This window comes from Mesorhizobium sp. WSM4308 (assembly GCF_002294905.1).
Lineage (GTDB): Bacteria > Pseudomonadota > Alphaproteobacteria > Rhizobiales > Rhizobiaceae > Mesorhizobium.
On sequence record NZ_NSFW01000010.1, the window covers coordinates 144070 to 162873 of the forward strand.

Annotated in this window: 19 protein-coding genes and 1 riboswitch; of the genes, 11 read left to right on the plus strand and 8 right to left on the minus strand. The window is 64.0% G+C overall.

Annotated features, from left to right (window positions below):
• The first annotated feature begins 60 nt into the window (after window positions 1–60).
• The 6 genes from CK227_RS19965 to CK227_RS19990 all read left to right on the plus strand — a co-directional run bounded on the left by CK227_RS19965 (window position 61) and on the right by CK227_RS19990 (window position 5604).
• Window positions 61–1050 carry a substrate-binding domain-containing protein gene (locus CK227_RS19965; RefSeq protein WP_095770570.1) on the plus strand — a complete coding sequence of 330 codons (990 nt, stop codon included), beginning with the start codon at window positions 61–63 and terminating at the stop codon, window positions 1048–1050.
• Between the two features lie 173 nt (window positions 1051–1223).
• A complete protein-coding gene (locus CK227_RS19970) occupies window positions 1224–1871 on the plus strand; it encodes a class I SAM-dependent methyltransferase (RefSeq protein ID WP_095770569.1) in 648 nt (215 codons plus the stop codon).
• 208 nt (window positions 1872–2079) lie between these two features.
• Window positions 2080–2286, plus strand: a riboswitch (cobalamin riboswitch).
• 90 nt (window positions 2287–2376) lie between these two features.
• On the plus strand, window positions 2377–2775 hold the full coding sequence (locus CK227_RS19975) for a DUF1636 family protein (protein WP_095770568.1): 399 nt from the start codon (window positions 2377–2379) through the stop codon (window positions 2773–2775).
• Window positions 2772–3560 (plus strand): ABC transporter ATP-binding protein, encoded by a 789-nt coding sequence (locus CK227_RS19980; RefSeq protein ID WP_095770567.1) that lies wholly within the window; start codon window positions 2772–2774, stop codon window positions 3558–3560. The genes CK227_RS19975 and CK227_RS19980 overlap by 4 nt, the downstream gene beginning before the upstream one ends.
• Before the next feature lie 47 nt (window positions 3561–3607).
• Entirely contained in the window at window positions 3608–4555 is a 948-nt protein-coding gene (locus CK227_RS19985) for an ABC transporter substrate-binding protein (RefSeq protein ID WP_095770566.1), read from the plus strand.
• A complete protein-coding gene (locus CK227_RS19990) occupies window positions 4555–5604 on the plus strand; it encodes an iron ABC transporter permease (protein ID WP_179296318.1) in 1050 nt (349 codons plus the stop codon). Before CK227_RS19985 ends, CK227_RS19990 begins: the two co-directional genes overlap by 1 nt.
• Window positions 5605–5686: 82 nt before the next feature.
• Here the strand turns inward: CK227_RS19990 and CK227_RS19995 are convergent, their stop codons facing one another.
• Genes CK227_RS19995 through CK227_RS20020 form a run of 6 tightly spaced genes read right to left on the minus strand, consistent with a single transcriptional unit; the run spans window position 5687 to window position 11505 of the window.
• Window positions 5687–6622 (minus strand): phosphatidate cytidylyltransferase, encoded by a 936-nt coding sequence (locus CK227_RS19995; RefSeq protein WP_095770564.1) that lies wholly within the window; start codon window positions 6620–6622, stop codon window positions 5687–5689.
• On the minus strand, window positions 6622–7284 hold the full coding sequence (locus CK227_RS20000) for a lysophospholipid acyltransferase family protein (RefSeq protein ID WP_095770563.1): 663 nt from the start codon (window positions 7282–7284) through the stop codon (window positions 6622–6624). The genes CK227_RS19995 and CK227_RS20000 overlap by 1 nt, the downstream gene beginning before the upstream one ends.
• On the minus strand, window positions 7281–7724 hold the full coding sequence (locus CK227_RS20005; RefSeq protein WP_095770562.1) for a hypothetical protein: 444 nt from the start codon (window positions 7722–7724) through the stop codon (window positions 7281–7283). The genes CK227_RS20000 and CK227_RS20005 overlap by 4 nt, the downstream gene beginning before the upstream one ends.
• Window positions 7721–9061 carry a phosphatase PAP2/dual specificity phosphatase family protein gene (locus CK227_RS20010; protein ID WP_095770561.1) on the minus strand — a complete coding sequence of 447 codons (1341 nt, stop codon included), beginning with the start codon at window positions 9059–9061 and terminating at the stop codon, window positions 7721–7723. Before CK227_RS20010 ends, CK227_RS20005 begins: the two co-directional genes overlap by 4 nt.
• A gap of 13 nt (window positions 9062–9074) precedes the next feature.
• Complete coding sequence (locus CK227_RS20015) at window positions 9075–10856, minus strand: bifunctional alpha/beta hydrolase/class I SAM-dependent methyltransferase (RefSeq protein WP_179296340.1); 1782 nt, start codon at window positions 10854–10856, stop codon at window positions 9075–9077.
• Between the two features lie 40 nt (window positions 10857–10896).
• Entirely contained in the window at window positions 10897–11505 is a 609-nt protein-coding gene (locus tag CK227_RS20020; protein ID WP_095770559.1) for a CDP-alcohol phosphatidyltransferase family protein, read from the minus strand.
• 219 nt (window positions 11506–11724) lie between these two features.
• Here CK227_RS20020 and CK227_RS20025 point away from each other — a divergent pair, with 219 nt between their 5' ends.
• From CK227_RS20025 to CK227_RS20035, 3 genes are all read left to right on the plus strand, one after another.
• Complete coding sequence (locus CK227_RS20025; RefSeq protein WP_095770558.1) at window positions 11725–12198, plus strand: MarR family transcriptional regulator; 474 nt, start codon at window positions 11725–11727, stop codon at window positions 12196–12198.
• Entirely contained in the window at window positions 12195–13373 is a 1179-nt protein-coding gene (locus CK227_RS20030) for an HlyD family secretion protein (RefSeq protein WP_095770557.1), read from the plus strand. Before CK227_RS20025 ends, CK227_RS20030 begins: the two co-directional genes overlap by 4 nt.
• A 310-nt stretch (window positions 13374–13683) precedes the next feature.
• Window positions 13684–15216, plus strand: coding sequence for a DHA2 family efflux MFS transporter permease subunit (locus tag CK227_RS20035; protein WP_095770556.1), 1533 nt, complete (start codon window positions 13684–13686; stop codon window positions 15214–15216).
• A gap of 94 nt (window positions 15217–15310) precedes the next feature.
• On the opposite strand, the gene CK227_RS20040 is transcribed toward CK227_RS20035, so the two are convergent.
• Window positions 15311–15826: a CAP domain-containing protein gene (locus CK227_RS20040; protein WP_095770555.1), complete on the minus strand. Its 516-nt coding sequence runs from the start codon at window positions 15824–15826 to the stop codon at window positions 15311–15313.
• A gap of 78 nt (window positions 15827–15904) precedes the next feature.
• Window positions 15905–17128 (minus strand): TadE/TadG family type IV pilus assembly protein, encoded by a 1224-nt coding sequence (locus CK227_RS20045; protein ID WP_095770554.1) that lies wholly within the window; start codon window positions 17126–17128, stop codon window positions 15905–15907.
• 243 nt (window positions 17129–17371) lie between these two features.
• On the opposite strand from CK227_RS20045, the gene CK227_RS20050 reads away from it, so the two are divergent.
• Window positions 17372–17770, plus strand: coding sequence for a VOC family protein (locus CK227_RS20050; protein WP_095770553.1), 399 nt, complete (start codon window positions 17372–17374; stop codon window positions 17768–17770).
• Between the two features lie 172 nt (window positions 17771–17942).
• A complete protein-coding gene (locus tag CK227_RS20055; RefSeq protein WP_095770552.1) occupies window positions 17943–18767 on the plus strand; it encodes a DUF2189 domain-containing protein in 825 nt (274 codons plus the stop codon).
• Window positions 18768–18804 lie beyond the last annotated feature (37 nt).

An 18804-nucleotide genomic window follows, 5' to 3' on the forward strand; every position in this document is an offset into this window, starting at 1 on the left:
CAACAAAGTCGAAGTCAAACCAAGGTCTGGCCCCCCGGCCCGACGAGGAGGAGAGCGAGTATGAAAACCATAAGACAAGGAACGAGGAACACGCTTCATGCCGTGCTTCTGGCAGGCGCGGGCCTGTGCATTGCAGGAGCCGCCCAGGCCGCCGACCCGATGGTCAAGGCCTGCGCCAAGGACGGCCAGTTCATCATCGGCTTCTCGCAGGCCAACAACGCCGAACCCTACCGCCAGCATGTCAATGACGAACTGACGGCGGCAGCCAAGGCCGTGCCGGGCTTCACGCTGCAGATCGCCGACGGCGCCGGCAACGTCAACACGCAGACCTCGCAGGTCGACAATTTCATCACCCAGAAAGTCGATCTGCTGCTGATCTCGCCCTTCGAGGCGGCACCGCTGACGCCGGCGGTGAAGCGCGCCATGGATGCCGGCATCCCGGTCATCGAGCTCGACCGCAAGACGGTCGGCGATCCCGGCAAGGACTACACCGCCTTCATCGGCGGCGACAATTACAAGATCGCGCTCGAGGCCGGCAAATACACCGCCAAGACCTTGCTGCCGGATGGCGGCGAGGCGGCGGTGCTGGAAGGCTTGCCGAGCTCGACGCCGGCGGTGGAGCGGCTGAACGGCTTCAAGGACGGCGTCAAGGGGAATGCCAAGATCCAGGTCGTCGCCGAGCAGGCCGCCGACTGGGTGCCGGACAAAGCCCAGACCGCCTTTGCCGCCATGCTGCAGGCGCATCCCGACATCAAGGTGCTCTATGCCTCCAACGACATGATGGCGGCCGGCGCGCTGCTTGCCGCCAAGGGAGCCGGCAAGGACGTCAAGATCATCGGCACCGACGGCCTGCCTGGACCGGCCGGCGGCATCGAGGCCGTCGCCAAGGGCGACTGGGCGGCAACCTTCACCTACCCGACGGGTGCGAAGGAAGCGATCGAGATGTCGAAGAAGATCCTGCTCGACTGCTCGACCTCGGTGGAGCCGACGGTAACGGTCGAGACGACGGCGATCACGGCGGAGAATGCCAAGCAGTTGATGGGGAAGTGAGGGGCGATTAGAGCTCGGCGCTGAGGTTGAGACAGCAAGGCCCCGCGCGGGGCTTTGCTTTTTTGCTATTGCTAGATCTGGTCGTGCTCGTGCCAGCTTCGGCCCGCCACCCCAGTCGCTTACTTTGCGTTTAGCCCCGTCATGTAAGGATCCGTAATCCCAAGGGGGCGCGAATGCTGGATAATTACGAGGCCGACCGGTTTGGCGTGATTCACCAGATCGACGTCACACCGATCAAATACGACAAGCAGCACATTTCCTATTACGAGGATCTGAGCGACCGGACCATCAAGCTCGGCTATCAGCGGCTTGGCTGGGTGCTGGGGATCACCGGTGAACTACCGCGGTCCGTGCTGGAGATTGGCTATGGCACCGGCACCTTTGTCGAGGCCGCCAAAATTACCGGGGTTGCCGACTGTGCCGGCTGCGACATCACCAGATTTCCGCTGCCCGAGGGCGTCCGCTTTGTCGATTGGGACGAGGCGCTCGCCGGCTCGTGGGATCTGGTCGCCATGTTCGACGTGCTCGAGCACATTCCGGATCTGGGTTTCCTCGCCCGCCTTCAGACCCGCCACTTGGCCATCGCCGTCCCTTACTGCCGCTGGCGTGAACTCGGCGCCGACGGCGAAGCGTGGTTCCGGGCGTGGCGCATGCGTCTGCCCAACGAGCACCTGCACCATTTCGACCGTGACTCGCTGGTGGCGCTCCTCGCGCATTACGGCTTCGAATGCGTGACGCTGAATTGCTTTGAAGACGGGATCAGACTGCGGCCGGGCGAAGCGGGTCCGAATATTCTGTCAGGCTTTTTCAGAAAGCTATAGGCCGGTTCCTCGGCGACCGCGGCCAGGTGTCATGCCTGCTGCCTGGTGACCGCTCGCGGCTGAATAACCGCAGCCGCGCCGAAGCCGCATTGCGCGACGACAGGGGTTGACATCGCCGCGAAACATCGCTTCAAACGTAATGTTATTACATATGGAGCATGTGGCGACGGCGTCGCAAAAAACTCATTGCGATGCGATCGACGGAAATCTACGGTGGGTGCCTGATGGTCCCCGCGCCGAAAGGCAAGGGGTGAAAAGGGAACACGGTGAGACCTCAAAAGGTCGAGGCCGTGGCTGCCCCCGCAACTGTAAGCGGTGAGCAAGATCCGACATGCCACTGGCCGGCAAGGCTGGGAAGGCTGGATTGCGCCGAGACCCGCGAGCCAGGAGACCTGCCATCAACTGAGTTGACCGGACGGGGTGTGCCGGGAGGAGGCGTGGACGTCGGTCTTGTCGGCCGGCTCGCCAACATCCTTCCGTCGCCAGTTTTGAAAGTGACGGAAAGTTGGACGGCGCCATCGATCATCGTATCATCGTGTGCACGCTTTGCCGCGACGTTCCGACCGGCATCAGGTCGGGCGAAAGCCTCTGCGTGGATTTGCGCTCCCGGCTCGCAGCCTGCCATGAACCCGCCGTGGCGCATGGCTTCACGGTCGAAGGCGTCGAATGCATGGCGGGCTGCGCGCGGCCGCTGACGGTGGCCTTCCAGGCGCCGGGCAAGGCCTCCTATCTCTTCGGCTCCATCGACGCCGAGGCCGACGCCGGCGATCTCCTGCGATTTGCCCGACTTTACGCCTCGCTCGCCGACGGCTGGTGCAATTCCGGACAACGTCCGCCGCGACTGGCCGGCAAGACACTGGCCCGCATTCCCGGGCCGGCCAAGTTTCCGGGCAACAGCCGATGACAATGCCACTCCTCGAAGCGCGCGACCTCAGCGCCATGGTCAATGGCCGGCATCTGGTCCACACCGTCAGCCTGTCGGTGGCCTCGGGCGATCGCCTTGCCATCATCGGCCCCAATGGCGCCGGCAAGACCACGCTGCTGCGCATGCTGTCGGGCATGCTCAGGCCAAGTGCGGGCGAGGTGAAGCTTGGCGGGCGCCGCCTGGACCGTATCGCGACCGCCGAGCGGGCCCTGCATATCGCCGTCGTCGGCCAGACCGACCAGCCGGACCCGCGGCTGGCGGTGATCGACTATGTCGAGCTCGGCCGCGTCCCGCATGCCGGCCTGAGACGCAGGAGCGAGGAGCGCGACATCGTCGTCGACGCGTTGCGCCGGACCGGCCTGTTGCCGCTGCTTGGCCGCACCATCGGCTCGCTGTCGGGCGGCGAACGCCAGCGCGCCCAACTGGCGCGCGCCATCGCGCAGCAACCGAAAGTGCTGTTCCTCGACGAGCCGACCAACCATCTCGATCCGCGCGCCCGCGGCGAGCTGCTCGAGCTCGTGGCCGGCTTCGGCATGACGGTGATCGCCGTGCTGCACGATCTGGCTCTGGTGGCGCCCTTCGCCACCAGGGTCGCGGTGATGAACGAGGCGCGGCTGCATGCGCTGGCGGCACCCCGCGAAGCGCTGACGCAAAAGCTGATCCGCGAGATTTTCGGCGTCGACGTGTTTCGCCTGCGCCATCCGACCGAAGACCGCGAACTCACGGTGTTCGATGTTCCGAACCGCGCCGCGCCGCCATCCTGATCGAGCCCATCCCTCATCCGACACTGTTCAGCCAAGGAGCAAAATCCGTGAAACGCCTCGCCCTGGCGCTCGTCTTCTTGCTGCTGGCCCCGGCAGCCTTCGCCTTCCCGGTCACCGTCGACAGCTGCGGCAAGCCGCTGACCTTCGACGCGCCGCCCAAGCGCGCCGTCATCCATGATCTCAACATGGCCGAAATGGCCTTCGCGCTGAAGCTGCAGCCGTCGATCGTCGGCCTGACCGGCATCACCGGATGGTACAAAGTCGGCCCCGAGTTCAAGGCCGAGCAGGGTTCCATCCCGGAACTGGCGCCCAAATACCCGACGCTCGAAAACCTCGTCGCCGTCGAGCCCGATTTCTTCTTCGCCGGCTGGTACTATGGCATGAAGCCGGGTGGCGACGTGACGCCCGACACGCTCGCCCCGCACGGCATCAAGACGCTGGTGCTGACCGAAAGCTGCGTCCATCTCGACAAGAACCGTCCGGCCGCCTCGATGGACCTGCTCTATGGCGATGTCGAAAAGCTGGGCAAGATCTTCGGCAAGGACGCGGACGCGGAGAAGCTTGTCTCCGGCTGGAAGGCGCAACTCGCGGAAATCATCGCCAAGGTTGGCGACCGCAAGGGGACGCGAGTATTCCTCTATGATTCCGGCGAGGACAAGCCGTTCACATCAGGCAAATTCGCCATTCCGAGCGCCATGATCGCGGCCGCGGGTGGGGACAACATCATGGCCGACATGGACACCAGCTGGGGCAACACGGACTGGGAAACCGTGGCGTCGCGCAATCCGCAGTTCCTCATCCTGCTCGATTACCAGGATGGCGGCGGCTACAAGAAACTGCTCGATTTCTTGAAGGCGCACCCGGCGATGAAGGAGACGGACGCGGTCAAGAACGAGCGCTTCGTGGCGCTGCGCTATGCCGAACTGACGCCCGGGCCGGCAAACATCGAGGCGATCGGCAAGATCGCCAGGGCGATGCATCCGGAAGCGTTCTGATGCTTGTTGCCCCTGGGCATAAATCCGGCGCGCTTTCGGGACACAAGGCATTCGCGCTAGCGATGGTGGCGGGCACGATGGCGATCGTCGCCCTCGTGCTGCTGTCGATCGCCTATGGTTCGACGCTGATCCCACTCACCGACGTCATCGCCTCGCTTGGCCAGGCCGTCGGATTGAACGAACACCAGGTGTCTGGCCCGGCCGGCAAGATCGTCGTCGATCTCAGGCTGCCGCGCACGATCCTGGCGGTCTGTGTCGGCGGCGGCCTCGGCATAACAGGCGCGTTGCTGCAGACGGTGACCCGCAACGATCTTGCCGATCCCTTCCTGTTCGGCCTGTCGTCGGGGGCGGCGGCCGGTGCCGTTTCCGTCATCACCGTCTTTGGTGACACTTTCGGCATCTGGACCTTGCCGGTCGCTGCCTTCACCGGCGGCATACTGGCCGCCTGCATCGTCCTGCTGCTGGTCGCGCGGGTGAGGGGGCAGGGGCCCGAACGGCTGATCCTCGCCGGCCTTGCCGTTTCCTTCCTGTTCACGGCCTTGACCAACTATCTAGTTTTTGCCGGCGACCAGCGCGCCGCCCACTCGGTGCTGTTCTGGACGATGGGCGGGCTCGGGCTGGCGCGCTGGGACAATGTCTGGCTAGGCGCCTTGGGCGCCGGCACGATTGCAGCCTACGGGGTGTGGAACCACCGCAGGCTGGACGCCTTCCTTGCGGGTGAAAGTGCCGCCGAAAGCCTTGGCGTGCCGGTGGCGCGGATGCGCAGGGCGACGTTTCTCGTCGCCGCCTTTTCGACGGCAATTCTCGTCTCGGTTGCCGGCGTCATCGGCTTTGTCGGGCTTATGATCCCGCATCTGTCGCGGCCGTTGGCCGGTCCCTTGCATCTGCGCCTGATCGCCAGCTGTGCGCTGTTCGGGGCGGTGCTATTGCTGGCAAGCGATCTTCTGGCGCGGACCCTGCTGCCGCCGCAGGAACTGCCGATCGGCATCATCACCAGCTCGCTCGGCGCCCTCTTCGTCGTCACGCTGGTCGTGAGAAACCGGCTCTGACCGCAAGAGCAATTCCAGGAAAAGTGTGAAGCGGTTTTCCGTCCGGAATTGCGTTAAAACAAAGAGGCCAGGGCTTGCCGTCTCAGACCGTCCAGAAATAGCGCACGATGTGAAAGAAGATGGGGGCAGCGAAGATCAGGCTGTCGGTACGGTCCATCATGCCGCCATGGCCTTCTATCAGATGGCCCCAGTCCTTGACGCCCTGGTCGCGCTTGATGGCCGAGGCGACCAGCCCTCCCAGAAACCCCATCGAACAGACGACGAAGGCGACACACGCCGCCTGCAGGGGCGTGAATGGCGTCACGAACGACAGCAGAGCGCCGAGCAGGCTCGCCGACACCACTCCGCCGATCAGGCCCTCCCAGGTTTTCGACGGCGATACGGTCGGCGAAAACCGGTGTTTTCCGAACAGCTTGCCGAAGATGTATTGCAGCACGTCGCTGCCTTGCACGACGATGACCAGGAAGGCGATCAGCAACAAATTGCGGCCTTCGAAGCCCGGCACGTCGAGCGTCAGCAGCGCTGGAACATGGCTGACGCAATAGACGGAGATCATCACCGCCCATTGCTGCGCGGCGATCCGCTCGAGAAAGCGTTCGGTGTCGCCATGCAACGCGGTGATGGCCGGCATCAGCAGGAAGCAATAGACCGGAATGAAGATGACGAAGAGCCCGTACCAGGCGGTCCAGACCAGCCAGTACTGAAACGGGATGATGATACCGAACATGCCGAGCAGCACCCAATGGTCGCTCCGGCTCGTGTGCGTCAGCGTCACGAATTCGCGCAGCGAGGCGAAGGAAATCAGCGCGAACAGGATGGTTAGGCCGTACCGGCCGAAGAAGAAGGCGACCGTCATCAGTGCGACCATCACCCACCAGGCATTGATACGCTGGGTGAGATTGACCAGAGTCGAGCTGAGTGGCTTCGGCGCCCGTGCCGAAAGTATCGCGGCCACGATGCTGGCGGTCGTCAGCACCGCCAGCAGGCCGATGATCAGGATGGAGATGTCGTGGCGCATCAATCGTCTCGTTCGGGACGCGGGTTGAGCGCCAGAAGCGTGGCGTGGGCTCGCTCGAGAAAGGCGCGCCGCTCTTCGCCGGGGGCAATCGCCACCGGCGCGCCGAAGACGACGCGGCATAAAAGCGGGACCGGCAGGAACTGGCCCTTGGGCAGCACGCGCGACATGTTCTCGATCCAGCACGGGATCAACTCGACCTGCGGCCGTGCCATCGACAAATTGTAGAGCCCGGAGCGGAAAGGCAGCAGCGGCTCGTCGGTCATGTTGCGGGTGCCCTCGGGAAACAGGATGAGCGAATGGCCCTGGTCGAGAACCGACAGCATGATCTCGATCGGGTTTTCCTCGGGCTTCGTCCATTGCCGGTTGATGAGCACGGACGACAGCATGTCTTCGGCGATGAAGCGGCGCAGCCGCGATTTTCCCCAATATTCGCCGGCAGCCACGGCATGGGTGATCGCGCGCTCCTTTTCGTTGAGGCACGCCGACAAAAGGATGAAGTCGCCATGGCTCGTGTGGTTGGCGAAATAGATGCGCTGCTTGTCCGACGGCAGACTGCCATTCCAGATCGGACGCACCCCGGTCACCACCCAGGCAAGCGCCGAGAGGCCGACGGAGGTCGCCGTCTGCAGCAGGGTGAAGGTCTTGAGCGAGAGCTTGTTCATCGCGGCGCCCAAAATCCGGCCGCCAGAAGCATCGCCACGAACAGGCCAAGGGCTATGCGTTGCCTGGTCAGCAGCCGGCGCGTGCCGGCCATGCGTTCGTCGAGCGAACGTGCGGAAGGCGGCAGCGGCTTCAGGCGCATGCGCGCCAGCATGTCATCCACCGCGGCGCCGGCTGAAGCCTCGTCGTCATGGCTGGCCATCAGCCGGAACAGCAGCGCGTCGAATGCCAGCAGGGCCGACAGCGCCAGCACCGCAACCGCGCTGACGGCAGCGAGCGACAGCGCCACGGCCGCGGGCAAGGTCTCGAAGGCGCCGCGCGCCCGGGCGACCAAGGGCGCCAGCATGTTCGCGGCCAGAACGAGTGCGGCCGGCCACGCGGCCTGCCGCATCAACAGGAGGGCGAAGCGATCGGTGCTTTGCTGATAGGCATTGCCGGTCATGATGCCGCCCGCTCCGTTGCCTCGACAAGATGGACCGGCCGGCCGGCGTCGCTCAGCATCTCGCGGGCCAGGGCCGGTGTCCTGGCCCTGCCGGTCGCCACCAGCCATTCGGCGACGACGCCGGCGCTGCGCTGGAAACCGAGCGCGCAGCAAACAAGCACCGTGCCGTCGCGGCGCGCCTTCTCCAGCGCGCCGGCTGCCTGCTGCTGCACCATCAACGGCGGCGGCAACAGGTCGACCATCGGTAAGGCGATCCAGCGGCAAGTCACTCCCGCCGGCCTTTCAAGTTCGGCGGCGAGGTCGATGACCGTGCCGAAGCCGTTGGCCTCGCTTGCCGTGGGAAAACGCCCGAGAAAGACACCGTCGGCAACCGCCACCTGCGACGCAAGATTACGCGTCCAGGCCCGAATGTTTATTCTGGCGCCAAGTCGGTACGGCAAGAGCAGGATACGGCTTGCGAGCGTGATGCTGCCATCCGCGGATTTCTGGAACACTTTCGGGCCGGCCCCGGCATAGGCAAGCGCGACGATGGCCAGCGCCAAGGCTGGCCAAAGCAGGAAGAGCGCGACGGCTGAAAAGAGCGCGCCGAACGCGGCGGCGGCCAGCGCAAGGACGGCGCCCAGTGCATAGGACAGTGCCAGCCGGCGGGCTTTCGCATCGCTGGTCAGCCGGGCACCTGAAAACGGCAATTCGCCGTTGCGCGGAAACAGCCAGAGCGCGAAAAGACCGAGCAGCGCGCCGGTCGGGATGTCGATGAAATGATGCTGCCACGTCGTCAGCACCGAGGCGCCGATCAGAAAGCACCAGCCGTGCCAGAGCGGCAGGAGAAAGCGACCGAGCCGGTGGCGCCAATGGTCCCAGATGATCACCAGCAGGGCGATGTGCAGCGAGGGCGCCTGGTTGAACGGTTTGTCGAAGCCGCCAAGCACGGCAAACATGAAGCCCGGCAGGCCGGTCGTTTCCGGCCGCACGAACGTCGCGGCCAGCGGGAACAGAATGAAGCAGGTGACGGCGACGAGTTGCGCGGTGAGATAGCGGCCGGCCAGGCGGTCGACCCCTTGCCGGTTGTCGTTAAGCAGCAGCGACAAGCCGTAGAACAGGTTGATCGACCAGTAGGGCACGATGGTCCAGGCGACGAACGGGATGCTGTGTTCCCAGGAGAACACGATGCTGCCGACATCGTCGCGCCGCGACGCCAGCCAGTTGGCGAAGCCATAGCTCAGGTAGAAGAACGGCGCCAGGAACGCCAGCCACAATGCAGCCCTGACGACCACACGGCCATAGGGTTCGGCGGCGAGGATGGCTGCGGGTTGCGAAGCGTCGGGGTTAGTCGGCATGCCTCGGCTGGTCCTACAGGCGCCGTGCGACCGAGACGGTGAAGATGCCCCATTGGTCGATGCGCTGGTCGAGCTTCTCGAAACCGGCGGCTTCGACGAGCTGGTCCATTTCGCCTTGCGTGCGCCGGCGCATGACCCATGCCTGTCCGCCGCGATGGGACGTCAGGCTGCGCGCGATCATCTCGAGCTGCGGATGCCAGGGCTGGTTGGTGTAGATGAGCAGGCTGCCCCGCTGCATGGCGCGGGCCAGTCCGCCAAGCGAGCGCGCGATCATGGCATTGTCGGAGAACAGTTCGTAAAGGCCCGAAACGATGGCGAGGTCCGGCGCCGGATCGATAGCGGCGAGCATGTCGGCATCGAAAGCGTCGGCGCGCTGGAACGAGATGCTGGCCGGCAATTGCCGCTCGGCGATCAGCTTGCGGCCAAGCCCGACATTTAGGTCGGAATAATCCTGCAGGCGCACGCTTGCCGGCTGGTCGGGGCTCTTCACGATCGCATCGAGAACATAGCGGCCGTGGCCGGCGGCGATGTCGAGAATGTGGGCGGCGCGGCCGGCGGCCTTGAGTGTCGACAGCGCGGTGCCGATCAGTTCTTCCAGATGCAGCTTGCGCTGACGGATGCCGCGCCAGCCGATGGCCTCCAGGAAGATGCGGTCCACGAAGCGGCCAAGCGGCGTCAGCCCTCGCGCGTTGTTCTCGTAGACATAGTCCAGCGTTGAGCCGGAATCGAAGCCGGTGGTGACGCCGGCCTTCATGCCCGACGAGACCCAGGCGCCCATGCGGATGGAGGCGCGGCTGAATGCCCAATAGAAGCCCCTGGGCGACAACAGATCCAGTGGCGATGCAAGCTTGTCGGCCTCGTCGCGCGTGTAGCCGGCGATGTCAGCCTGCTTCAGGTCAACCGGTGCATCGCGCGCCGTGAACTGCCTGGCCAGGAACGGCCGGATCAGGTCGAGGGCCTGCGCCCGGTCGCGCTCCCCCAGCGTGTCGTGGAAGAAACCCGGCAGCACGTGGCGCTCCTTGGTCCGGCTGCCGAGATTGACGAAGAATTCGTGCTGCGGGGCGTGGCGCACCACCCAGTCACTTCCCGAAAGCAGAAGTTGCGTCGGCACGGTGATGGCGCGGGCGTCCGAAACGATGCGGGCGGCATGCTGGTAGAGTTCGACCAGGATGTTGGAGGCGATCGGCCGCGTGATCAGTGGATCGCTCTCGAAGGAGGCGATGCGCACGGGATCGTGGGTCAGGAATTTCGCCTTGACGTAGGAGTTGACGAAAAAACGGCCCTTGAGCTTTTGCCAGAGCGCGATGCCCTCCTTGGCGAAGGGCACGTAGAGCTTGACCGAAAAGGCCGGCGAGGCCAGCACCATGGCGCGCAGTTTCGGCGCATAGTCGTGCACCCAGGCGGCGGCAAGCACGGCGCCGAAGGACTGCGCGATCAGCGCGATGTCCTGCGTGGCGAAGCCATCCCTGGCGGCGATCTCGCGCATGAAGCAGTCGATGTCGCGCACCAGCGCCGAGAAGGACGGAGCATAGCCGCGTTCGCCGGACGAACGGCCATTGCCGCGGGCATCCCAGGCATAGAAGGCATGATCCGGCATCTGCAGTTCGTCGACGAGATGGGCCATGCGGCCGCCATGTTCATGGCCGCGATGGAAGAGCACCACCGCGCCCTTGGCGTCGGCGGAGGCCGCCGGCCAGAACCGGTAGAAGATTTCCGTTCCGTCATGGCTGTGGAAGACACGCTCTTGTGCCTGCCGCCCAGGGCTCTCCGCAACCGCTGCAATTGGTCCGTGCATCATCGTCTTCCCCTCTGGCGGCATTGCGAGCCCCCGGTGCTCAGCTGGCGCTGCCAATAAGACCGGCGCGTATCCGGTTTATGGCGGTCAGCAGCGAAAGCGTTGCCATGGCCGGAAACACAAAAGGCGCGATGGATACCGGCCACAGCCCGGCAGCGCACAGGACCGCCACCACGCCCAGCGCCAGCGCCCTGTCGCTCTTGCCGAACGGACCGGCATAGTTGCGTCCGATCCCGGCGGCGATGCCGAGCACGCCGGCGAACTCGGCCAGCACCGCGGCGATGGCAAAGGCGATGACGCCCCATGCGCTGAACTGCGCAAAGGCCGCGAAAGGCAAGGTGAGTGCCAGGTCCGAAACGACATCGCAAATCTCGTTCAGATACATGCCGAGCGTCGAAGCCTGGCCATGTTCGCGTGCCAGCATGCCATCCACCGCATTGAGCGCCATGCGCACGAACAGCACCACGGGAATGAGTAGCAGCAGCCAGCGCCATTCGTGCAGGGTCGCGATGGCCGCTCCAGCCACGATCGACATCAGGGCCGCCAGGATGGTGATGCTGTTTGCGGTGACGCCGTTCGCCGCCAGCTGGTTGACCAACGGCCGCAGTCTTCCCTGGAAAGCCGGCTTGAGCGCGTAAAGCGTCGGCATGGCGTCGATCCCCCGATCCTGACCTGCGGCTGTACATCAATATGTCATGTGCGACCAGCGGCTGCAGCGCCCAAAACAGCGACTCTCGCTGCCCGGCTGCCGCGCATCGGTTGCTGAGGCGTCGACCAATCGTCGACGCTCACGGTGGGCATGCATATTTGCCGGCTTTTGAACGACGTGGCGCTTGAATAGTAAGCACGCTTATTATATATACCGCTCATGGTTTCCGACGGCATCGACAGATTGGGATTTTTGATCCACGACGTGCAGCGCCTGATGCGCAAGCGTTTCGAGACGCGTGCCAGCGGCCTCGGCCTGTCGTCGGCGCAATGGCGCCTGATGGTGCGCGTCGCCAAGGAAGAGGGCGTTACCCAGGCCCGGCTCGCGGAGTTGCTCGAAATCGAGCCGATCAGCGTCTCGCGCCTCGTCGACCGGATGGAGGAGGGCGGCTGGATCGAGCGCCGCGCCGACGCCGCCGACCGCCGCGTACGCATGATCTTTCCGACGGCCAAGGCGAGCGCCGCCTATGCCGAGGTCAAGAGCCTGGCCGGCGAGGTCTATGAGGAATCGCTCGTAGGCGTTTCGCCGGAGGACCGTCGTGTCCTGATCAGGGCGCTCGATGCGATGGCGCAGAACCTCGCCGACGGCGATACCTCGGAAAAAATCGAGCCTACGAAAGGCGCAGCAGCATGAACGCGGTAGCCAAAGTCGACGAAAACGCCGCCAAGGTCGAGATGGAAGCCCCGGCCCAGCCGGCCGCCGCTCCCGTCGCGGTAGCTCCGCCCGCGGAGTCGGTTCCGGCGCCGAAGAAGAAGCGCCGCATGGGCCGCTTCCTCCTGATGCTTGTCTTGCCGGCGGCGCTGGTCATCGGTGGTGGTTATGTCTGGGTGACCGGCGGCCGCTATCAGGGGACGGAGAACGCCAATCTGCAGCAGGCCAAGGTGTCGATCGCCTCGGACACGGCCGGCCGCATCGTCCAGGTTGCCATATCAGACCATCAGATGGTCAAGCAGGGCGACCTTCTGTTCACCATCGATCCCGAGCCTTACCGGATCGCGCTTGCCCAGGCCGACGCCGCGGTTGCCGCCGCGCGGCTCAATGTCGAGCAGCTGCGCGCCGCCTACAGCCAGTCGATGGCACAGGAGAAGTCCGCCGGCAGCGAGGTCGACTACGCCCAGTCGCAGTATGACCGCGCCGCCGATCTCGCGCAGAAGGGCATCAACGCCAAATCGTCTCTGGACGAGGCCCGCAACGACCTCGACAAGGCAAAGCAGCAGGTCGCCGTCGCCCAGCAGGGCATCATCAGCGCCAAGGCCGCGCTCGGCGGCAACCCCGATATCGAAACCGACAAGCATCCGACCGTGATGGCCGCGCTCGCCGCGCGCGACAAGGCCGCCTACGACCTGGCGCGGACCACGGTGAAGGCGCCCGCCGATGGCGTCATCTCCCAGGCCTCGTCCTTCAAGGTCGGCCAGTTCGTCGGCTCCGGCACGCCGCTGTTTTCGCTGGTCGAGACCAACGACACCTGGATCGATGCCAATTTCAAGGAAACCCAGCTCACCAACATGAAGCCGGGCCAGAAGGCTGAGATCGTCGTCGATACCTATCCGGGCAAGACGTTCGAGGCGACGGTCAAGGCGATCGGTGCGGGAACGGGGGCAGAATTCTCGCTGCTGCCAGCCCAGAACGCCACCGGCAACTGGGTCAAGGTCACGCAACGCATCCCGGTGCGACTGGAACTGACCGATCCCGACGCCAAGATGGCGCTGCGGACCGGCATGAGCGCCTCGGTCACCGTCGATACCGGCGTTGCCCGCGGCTTTCCCGCCATATTCGGCCACGCCACGGCTGGCGAGGTCGTGCAGTAAGTCGGCGGAAGTCCACGGCGCCAGGCAGGTGAAGCGGACAGCCAAGGATTGGTCTGAGGGGAGGAGTGAGAAGGATCAGCGTTCGGTTCAAGCCGCGTCGCGGCCTGGCTGAAATCTGAATTCTTCGACACGGACCCTTCGGTCCTCGTGTTTCCGGGCGGCAGGCATCCGCTCATCAGAGACTTTCGGTCGATGTAACCCCCACATCGATAATCGCGTCCCACCGCGATGAAGGTCTCTCAACGGAAGGCTTTTGCCGCCCGGAAACCCCTGTGTACACGGTTTTGTTACCTGCTGGAAGTTCCGCATCATGAGCACGCCAGAGCCATTTCGAGAAGTGCCGCATCGCGGCCTGATCACGGTTGCGCTCATGCTGGCGACGATCATGCAGGCGCTCGACACCACCATCGCCAATGTCGCGCTGCCGACCATGACGGGCGACCTCGGCGCCTCCCCGGACAACATCAACTGGGTGCTGACCTCCTATATCGTCGCCGCAGCCATCATGACGCCGGTCACCGGCTGGCTGGCCGACCGCTTCGGCCGCAAGGAATTGTTCCTGACGGCGGTGGTCGGCTTCACCATCTTCTCCATGCTGTGCGGCCTGGCTTGGAGCCTTGAGACCATTGTGCTGTTCCGGCTGATGCAAGGCGTGTTCGGCGCCGCCATCGTACCGCTGTCGCAGACATTCCTGCTCGACATCAATCCCAAGGAGCGCCACGGCCAGGCAATGGCGATCTGGGGCGCCGGCATCATGCTGGGGCCGATCCTGGGCCCGACTCTGGGCGGCTGGCTGACCGAGAATTTCAACTGGCGCTGGGTGTTCTTCATCAACCTGCCGGTCGGCATCGTCGCCTTCCTTGGCATGGCGGCCTATCTACCGGCCATTGCCCGGCGGGTGCGCAGCTTCGACTTCTTCGGCTTTGCCATGATATCGCTCGGCGTCGGCGCGCTGCAGCTGATGCTGGATCGCGGCGGCGAGGTCGACTGGTTTTCCTCGGTCGAGATATGGATCGAACTCGGCTTGGCCATCACCGGCTTCTGGGTGTTCATCATTCACACGATGACCGCGGAGCATCCTTTCATCGATCCGAAGATTTTCCTCGACCAGAATTTCGTGACCGGGCTGGCGTTCATCTTCGTCATGGGTGTGCTCATCCTGGCCTCGATGTCGCTGCTGCCACCGATGCTGTCGACCATCTTCGGCTATCCGACCATCACCATCGGCATCGTCATCGGTCCGCGCGGTATCGGCACGATGATCTCGATGCTCGTCGTCGGGCGCATCATGGGAAAGATCGACGCCAGGATTCTCGTCGTCATCGGTTTTCTGCTGACCGCGCAGTCGCTCTACACCATGGCGAGCTTCACCCCGCAGATGGATAACTGGCTTATCATCAGCTCCGGCGTGATCCAGGGCCTGGGCATGGGAATGGTGTTCGTGCCGCTGTCGACGGTCGCCTTCGCCACGCTCGACGCGCGCTACCGCACCGACGCAACCGCGCTCTTCAGCCTGGTGCGCAATCTCGGCTCGTCGATCGGCGTCTCGGTCGTGACGGTGCTCTTGGTGCGCAACACGCAAATCAACCACGCCGAGCTTTCGGCCTTCATCAGTCCGTTCAATCCCAATCTCTGGGCCGTCTCGCCGGCCGCCGCGGGCGGCGATCTGATGGCACTGTCGGAGGTCGATCGCATGGTCAATCTCCAGGCGATGATGATCTCCTACGTCAATGACTTCAAAATACTGATGGTGATGACGCTGGCCGCCATCCCGTTCGTCTTCCTGCTGCGCAAGCCAAAGGCTGGTCCGGCCGGCGGCGCGCCTGCAGCGCATATGGACTGAGCCGTGGGCGGGCGGTCCGCCTGCCGTCTAGATGGACTGGGATTGGCGTGCCGGTTGGTGCTGGCGAAATAGCCGAAGCGGCCTTGGCAAGACGCTACCTGCCGAGCACCAGCGACCAATAGCGCAGGTTGGGATCACGTCCGTCGCGGACATAGGCGAGCCCGAAGCGGCTGAAATCCTGATCGAGCATGTTGCGCCGGTGGCCCTGCGAATGCATCCAGATGTCGAACAGTTTTTGCTGGTCGAAGCGGCCTTCGGCGATGTTCTCGGCCGCAGCGCCCCGCACGCCATTGTCCTTCATCCGCGATGCGAAATCCTTGCCCCAGCCCGTGGTGTGGCTCATGCGCTCGCGCGACGCCATATAGCCGGCCTGCTGCAGCGCCGCCTGTTCGAGCTGGGCGTCCGGCGTCAGCGGGCCGAGCCCGGCTGAGGCGCGCAAGCCCGACAGAGTAGCCGTGGCGGAGGAAGAGACGCCGGCACCTTCGCCCGTCGGTACAGAGACGGTGCTGCAGGCGGAAAGCGCGGCAATGGCTGCAAGGCCGGCGACCTTGAGCAACGTGCGCCAGTTCGGATGCGGGATTGGGGAGTTTGCAGTTTTCGCGACTATCATGCCCACCTGACATAATGGCGATCATGGCTTTTGCCGGGCAGGGCCGTAAAATCCGAGATGGAAATGCAGGTTGGCCTCTCATTTCACAAGCGTGATGAGGCGGCTGGCATACATCTCGCGATTTCCAAACACGGCGGTGCAGTCGGTTTTGATGGATGAGTTTCCGGTCATCTGCACGGTGGAGCCAACAAGCCTCAGACAATCGCCCTGACCGCTCATATCCGAGTTGCCGACAAAGGATATCGCCGCGTCCGGCGCATAGACGAACCCGCTGATCGCGGAATTTGCACCGCCATTCAGCGTCAGGGCCGAGGTGTTGCCGCTGTTCTCGAAAATGGTGATGCCGGCGTAGGGACCGCTGGTGGGCGGGGACAGGTTCACCTGTTCATTGGCATTTATGATGATCTGTGAGCCCTCCACGAGGAATAAGGTCACGCCCTGACCGGTCAGGCTGCCATTGCCGCCGGGTTTTAGGGTGACGCCTCGGAAGATGTAGACGCCCGGATTGAGCGTGATGTTTCCCGACAACGTCTTGTCGCAATAGGTTCCAGGCGACAGCGTATAGGTTCTGCCGTTCGGGACCGGCAGGCACAATGTGTAAGGGGGAGGAACAACGTCCGCCAGAGGATCGAAAGATGCATATTGATGTTCGAGCGGGGCTCCGCAGGTGAGATTGGCGCTGGGCGGCGAAAGCCCGTAAGTGCCGCCGACGGTCGAGACGCAGCCCGCCGAAATCTGCGCGGAACCGCCCCTGCTGACAGCATCGGACGCATCCGAGTTTGCCGCGATGACGCAACTGCTCATGGAGACATCGGTCGAGCCCTGTAGGCTTACCGCGGCCGACGCATGTGGATCGAGCGCCAGAACGCAGGCCTGCGCACCGGGATTCATCTTGACCGTGGCCGAGCGGTGAGCTGGCCACGGGGCCGCGCCATTGATGAAGCTCGGACGGTTGATGCTGGATGAAAGCGAGATGTAATAGGCGCTCGGATCGCCGCTGGCGGTTGCCGAAAAAGCCGAGACGCTGTCTGCGTATTCCTGCTGGTCGGCGAGGCTCAAATTGGCCGCAAAGAATGTCGACCCAAGTGCCTCGACATCACTCGCGGCCATGCTGGGCAGGTACTTCGTGCCGACGGCAAGTCCAGCCGCGTCCAGCGAGTTTTGCAATTGCGCGGCGTCGTCACTCGTGCCTGTCAGATCGATCGCGCCGGCCACCACAACCATTATCGGCAGCATCGCTATGGCTGTCGCCATGGCAAAGTTGCCGCGCTTCGAAAGCCAGAAGCCTCTCAATGTGAACATCGTCCGCCGCCAAGGTTTGCAATGCCCAGGTGATACGCTCGGGATATCTAAGAGTAATTTAAGCAATTACTAAAATGCATGGGTTCTAAAATGAGGCGAGGCGGCTCGCCAAACGTGGCCCTCAAGGGCACCATGATTTCCGGATGTTCGGCCGTCTGGTTGAACACGTTCCGTGAATTGAGCACTGGCTGCCGGCACAAACGAAGCGGTCGACAGCAGCCAAGGACAAGGATTTTCCAGGACATGCTGCACCACGTCTCTTTCGGCGTCTCCAACATCGAGCGCTCGGCGGCCTTCTACGACGCCGTGCTGACGCCACTCGGCTATGTCAGGGTCTGGGATGATTTGAGGCCCGGCGAGCCCGACCAGGCGGTGGGCTACGGGATTCCTGGCGGCGGCGACAAGCTGGCGATAAAACTTCGCCCGAAAGGGCAGCGCCCGCCTGGTCCGGGTTTTCATCTGGCCTTCGCCGCCCCGGATCGTCAAAGCATCGCGCAATTTCATGCGGCGGCACTTGCTCTTGGCGGCCGTGACAACGGCGCCCCGGGCCTGCGGCCTGACTATGGTCCGCATTATTATGCCGCCTTCGTCGTCGACCCGGACGGCCATCATATCGAGGCGGTCTTCAACGCGCGGCAGTAGGTTCCGCGCGGCCGGCTTTTGCCGGCAGGCGATGACAATCCCGTGAGGGCCCGACCAAGATCATCGATTCGGCGACAACCCCTGGCAAATCGGCTATGCTGCCACATCTACTAGTGGCAGCTGCGGGCGGCCATCACGGCGGTGACCGCCCCCGACACACGGGAGGATGGTTATGGCCGGCTTTCATGTCATGGCGGACGCCCACGGGATGCATGTGCAGCCCGCGGTGCGCCGCATCACCACGGCGGATCTCTGGGACGCGCTCAGGCTCGGTGCCGGGGATTTCTGGGCAAAACCGTCCCACTACGTGTTCCTGTGTTTGATCTACCCGATCGTCGGCCTGATCCTTACCCAGTGGAGCTCGGGTTCCAACGCCATTCAGCTCGTCTATCCCCTGATGTCGGGCTTTGCCCTGGTCGGGCCCTTCGCCGCGATCGGGCTCTACGAAATCAGCCGCCGGCGCGAACTCGGCATGAACACGAATTGGCGCCATGCGCTGGATGTGCGCCGTTCGCCGGCATTGCCGTCGATCGCGGTCATCGGCGTCATGCTGTTTGCGCTGTTTCTATTGTGGCTGTACACCGCGCAATCGATCTACACCGGCCTGTTCGGCGACCAGCCGCCGGCCTCGATCGGCGCCTTTGTCCGCGACGTGCTGACGACGGGCAAGGGCTGGACCCTGATACTGCTTGGCAATGCGGCCGGGTTTGTCTTTGCCGTGGTGGTGCTGGCCACAACGGTGATCGCTTTCCCGTTGCTGCTCGACCGTGATGTCGGTGCCGTCTCGGCAATCGAAACCTCAGCCCGGGCGGTGATGGCAAACCCGTTGCAGATGGCGCTGTGGGGCCTGCTGGTTGCCGTGCTTCTGGTGATCGGCTCCATCCCGTTGTTTGCCGGTCTGGCCGTGGTCATGCCGATCCTGGGCCATGCCACCTGGCACCTCTACCGCAAGGTAGTCGAGCCGGCGCAGATCCGGCCGATCCGCCGGCCGATGTAGGAAACCATATCTCCGGCAACCAGGCGGACGCCCAAGT

Coding starts and splice junctions, on each gene's coding strand:
- CK227_RS19965 (WP_095770570.1), top strand. CDS start 61: ATGAAAACCATAAGACAAGGAACGAGGAACACGCTTCATGCCGTGCTT.
- CK227_RS19970 (WP_095770569.1), top strand. CDS start 1,224: ATGCTGGATAATTACGAGGCCGACCGGTTTGGCGTGATTCACCAGATC.
- CK227_RS19980 (WP_095770567.1), top strand. CDS start 2,772: ATGACAATGCCACTCCTCGAAGCGCGCGACCTCAGCGCCATGGTCAAT.
- CK227_RS19990 (WP_179296318.1), top strand. CDS start 4,555: ATGCTTGTTGCCCCTGGGCATAAATCCGGCGCGCTTTCGGGACACAAG.
- CK227_RS19995 (WP_095770564.1), bottom strand. CDS start 6,622: ATGCGCCACGACATCTCCATCCTGATCATCGGCCTGCTGGCGGTGCTG.
- CK227_RS20000 (WP_095770563.1), bottom strand. CDS start 7,284: ATGAACAAGCTCTCGCTCAAGACCTTCACCCTGCTGCAGACGGCGACC.
- CK227_RS20005 (WP_095770562.1), bottom strand. CDS start 7,724: ATGACCGGCAATGCCTATCAGCAAAGCACCGATCGCTTCGCCCTCCTG.
- CK227_RS20010 (WP_095770561.1), bottom strand. CDS start 9,061: ATGCCGACTAACCCCGACGCTTCGCAACCCGCAGCCATCCTCGCCGCC.
- CK227_RS20015 (WP_179296340.1), bottom strand. CDS start 10,856: ATGCACGGACCAATTGCAGCGGTTGCGGAGAGCCCTGGGCGGCAGGCA.
- CK227_RS20020 (WP_095770559.1), bottom strand. CDS start 11,505: ATGCCGACGCTTTACGCGCTCAAGCCGGCTTTCCAGGGAAGACTGCGG.
- CK227_RS20025 (WP_095770558.1), top strand. CDS start 11,725: ATGGTTTCCGACGGCATCGACAGATTGGGATTTTTGATCCACGACGTG.
- CK227_RS20030 (WP_095770557.1), top strand. CDS start 12,195: ATGAACGCGGTAGCCAAAGTCGACGAAAACGCCGCCAAGGTCGAGATG.
- CK227_RS20035 (WP_095770556.1), top strand. CDS start 13,684: ATGAGCACGCCAGAGCCATTTCGAGAAGTGCCGCATCGCGGCCTGATC.
- CK227_RS20040 (WP_095770555.1), bottom strand. CDS start 15,826: ATGATAGTCGCGAAAACTGCAAACTCCCCAATCCCGCATCCGAACTGG.
- CK227_RS20045 (WP_095770554.1), bottom strand. CDS start 17,128: ATGTTCACATTGAGAGGCTTCTGGCTTTCGAAGCGCGGCAACTTTGCC.
- CK227_RS20050 (WP_095770553.1), top strand. CDS start 17,372: ATGCTGCACCACGTCTCTTTCGGCGTCTCCAACATCGAGCGCTCGGCG.
- CK227_RS20055 (WP_095770552.1), top strand. CDS start 17,943: ATGGCCGGCTTTCATGTCATGGCGGACGCCCACGGGATGCATGTGCAG.